The organism is Streptomyces sp. NBRC 110035 (assembly GCF_000829695.1).
In the GTDB taxonomy this organism is placed as follows: Bacteria; Actinomycetota; Actinomycetes; order Streptomycetales; family Streptomycetaceae; genus Streptomyces.
The window spans coordinates 1-2,715 of record NZ_BBNN01000085.1 but is presented as its reverse complement, the minus strand read 5'-3'; the positions used below and the strand labels follow the sequence as shown (position 1 = coordinate 2,715).

1 protein-coding gene is annotated in these 2,715 nt (G+C 70.7%); it reads left to right on the top strand.

Annotated elements, in window-relative coordinates:
• Positions 1–2,715, top strand: a 2,715-nt coding sequence (locus TU30_RS32715; RefSeq protein WP_042177264.1) for a type I polyketide synthase, incomplete at both ends; no start/stop codon positions are given.

Here is a 2,715-nt window from a genome sequence, read left to right as displayed (position 1 = left end):
CGCGGCGGTCGGTTGCCGGCGGTTCGGTGGCGACGGCCGGTCTGGTGCAGCGGTTGGAGGGTCTGGGCCGGGACGAGCGGCGTGAGGTGCTGCTGGATCTGGTGCGTGGTCAGATCGCGGTGGTGCTGGGTCATGCGGGTGCGCAGACGGTGGATCCGGGGCGTGCGTTCCAGGATCTGGGCTTCGACTCGCTGACGGCGGTGGAGCTGCGGAACCGGCTGGGCAAGGCGACCGGGTTGCGGTTGCCGGCGACGGTGGTGTTCGACTATCCGACGGCGAACGCCCTGGTGGGCTGTCTGTTGGACGAGTTGTTCGGTGTGGTGGAGCCGGCCGCGGTGGTGCCGGTGGGGTCGCTGCCGTCGGTGGCGGACGATCCGGTGGTGATCGTGGGGATGGCGTGCCGTTATCCGGGTGGGGTGTCCTCTCCGGAGGACCTGTGGCGGCTGGTGTCCGACGGCGTCGACGCCGTGTCCGAGTTCCCCGTCAACCGCGGATGGGACGCCGATGTCCTCTACAACCCCGACCGGGAGGCCTCGGGCACCAGCTACACCAAGGCCGGCGGCTTCCTGCACGACGCGGGCGCCTTCGACGCGGACTTCTTCGGGATGAGTCCGCGGGAGGCGGTGGCGACGGACGCGCAGCAGCGTCTGCTGCTGGAGACGACCTGGGAGGCGATCGAGCGGGCCGGGATGGACCCGGTGTCGCTGCGGGGCAGCCGGACCGGCGTCTTCGCCGGCGTCATGTACAACGACTACGGCAACATGCTCACCGACGAGCAGTACGAAGGCTTCCGCAGCAACGGCAGCGCCCCCAGTATCGCGTCGGGTCGTGTGTCGTACACGTTCGGGTTCGAGGGTCCGGCGGTGACGGTGGACACGGCGTGTTCGTCGTCGCTGGTGGCGTTGCACTGGGCGGCGCAGGCGCTGCGTTCGGGTGAGTGCTCGCTCGCGGTGGCCGGTGGTGTGACGGTGATGTCGACGCCGATGACGTTCGTGGAGTTCTCGCGCCAGGGTGGTCTGTCGGCGGACGGCCGGTGTCGTTCGTTCGCGGATGCGGCCGACGGGGTCGGCTGGTCCGAAGGCGTGGGCATGCTGGTGTTGGAGCGGTTGTCGGATGCGCGGCGTCATGGCCATCGGGTGCTGGCCGTGGTGCGGGGCAGTGCGGTGAACCAGGATGGTGCGTCGAATGGTCTGACGGCGCCGAACGGTCCGTCGCAGCAGCGGGTGATCCGGCAGGCGCTGGCCAGTGGTGGGCTGTCGGTCGGTGACGTGGACGTGGTGGAGGCGCACGGCACGGGGACGACGCTGGGTGACCCGATCGAGGCGCAGGCGCTGCTCGCCACGTACGGCCAGGACCGGCCGGAGGGCCGGCCGTTGCGGCTGGGGTCGGTGAAGTCGAATCTGGGGCACACGCAGGCGGCTGCGGGTGTGGCCGGTGTGATCAAGATGGTGATGGCGATGCGGCACGGTGTGCTGCCGCGCACCCTGCATGTGGATGCGCCGTCGTCGCATGTCGACTGGTCGGCGGGTGCGGTGGAGCTGCTGACCGAGCCGGTGGAGTGGGAGCAGGGTTCGGGACGGCGGCGGGCGGGTGTGTCCTCGTTCGGGATCAGCGGCACCAACGCCCACGTCGTCCTCGAACAGCCCGAGTACGAGAGGGCGGATGAGGAGGACGGCGGAAGCGGCGGACTCGCGTCTCTCGCACCCGGCGTGGTGCCGTGGGTCCTCTCCGGCAAGACCGAGGCCGCCCTGCACGCCCAGGCCGCACGCCTCCTGGCCCGCGTCGAGGCCGCCCCCGAGCTGAGCGCCGTGGACCTCGGCCGCTCCCTGGCCACGCAGCGCTCCGTCTTCGACCACCGTGCCGTGGTCCTCGCCGACGACCGTGAGTCCGCCGTGCGCGGCCTGGCCGCAGTGTGCGTAGGGGAGAGCGACCCGGCTGCGATCGTCGGCGCGACCGAGCAAGGTCGCACGGCGTTCCTGTTCTCGGGTCAGGGTTCGCAGCGGCTGGGGATGGGTCGTGAACTGTACGGCCGTTTTCCGGTGTTCGCGGAGGCGTTCGATGTGGTGTGTGCGGGGTTGGACGGTCACCTGGGGCGGCCGTTGCGTGAGGTGGTCTGGGGCGAGGACGCGGAGGCGCTGAACCGGACCGCGTATGCCCAGGCGGGGTTGTTCGCCCTGGAAGTGGCGTTGTTCCGGCTGGTGGAGTCGTGGGGGGTGCGGCCGGAGTTCGTGGCGGGGCATTCGATCGGTGAGATCGCGGCCGCGTATGTGGCGGGTGTGTTCTCCCTCGCGGACGCGTGTGCGTTGGTGGCTGCGCGTGGCCGGTTGATGCAGGCGCTGCCTGCCGGTGGTGTGATGGTGGCGGTCGAGGCGACGGAGGCGGAGGTGCTGCCGTACCTGACCGACGGGGTGTCGGTCGCGGCCGTCAACGGGCCTTCTTCGGTGGTGGTTTCGGGTGTTGAGGCGGCGGTGGAGGCTGTGGCGGGGGTGTTCCGTGAGCGGGGGCGTCGTACGTCCCGGCTGCGGGTGTCGCACGCGTTCCACTCGCCGCTGATGGAGCCGATGCTGGAGGAGTTCCGCAGGGTCGCCGAGAACCTCTCCTACGCCGACCCGCTGCTGCCCGTGGTCTCCAACGTGACCGGCCGCATCGCCGCACCCGGCGAACTCACCACGCCCGCGTACTGGGTGACCCATGTCCGTGAGGCGGTGCGCTTCG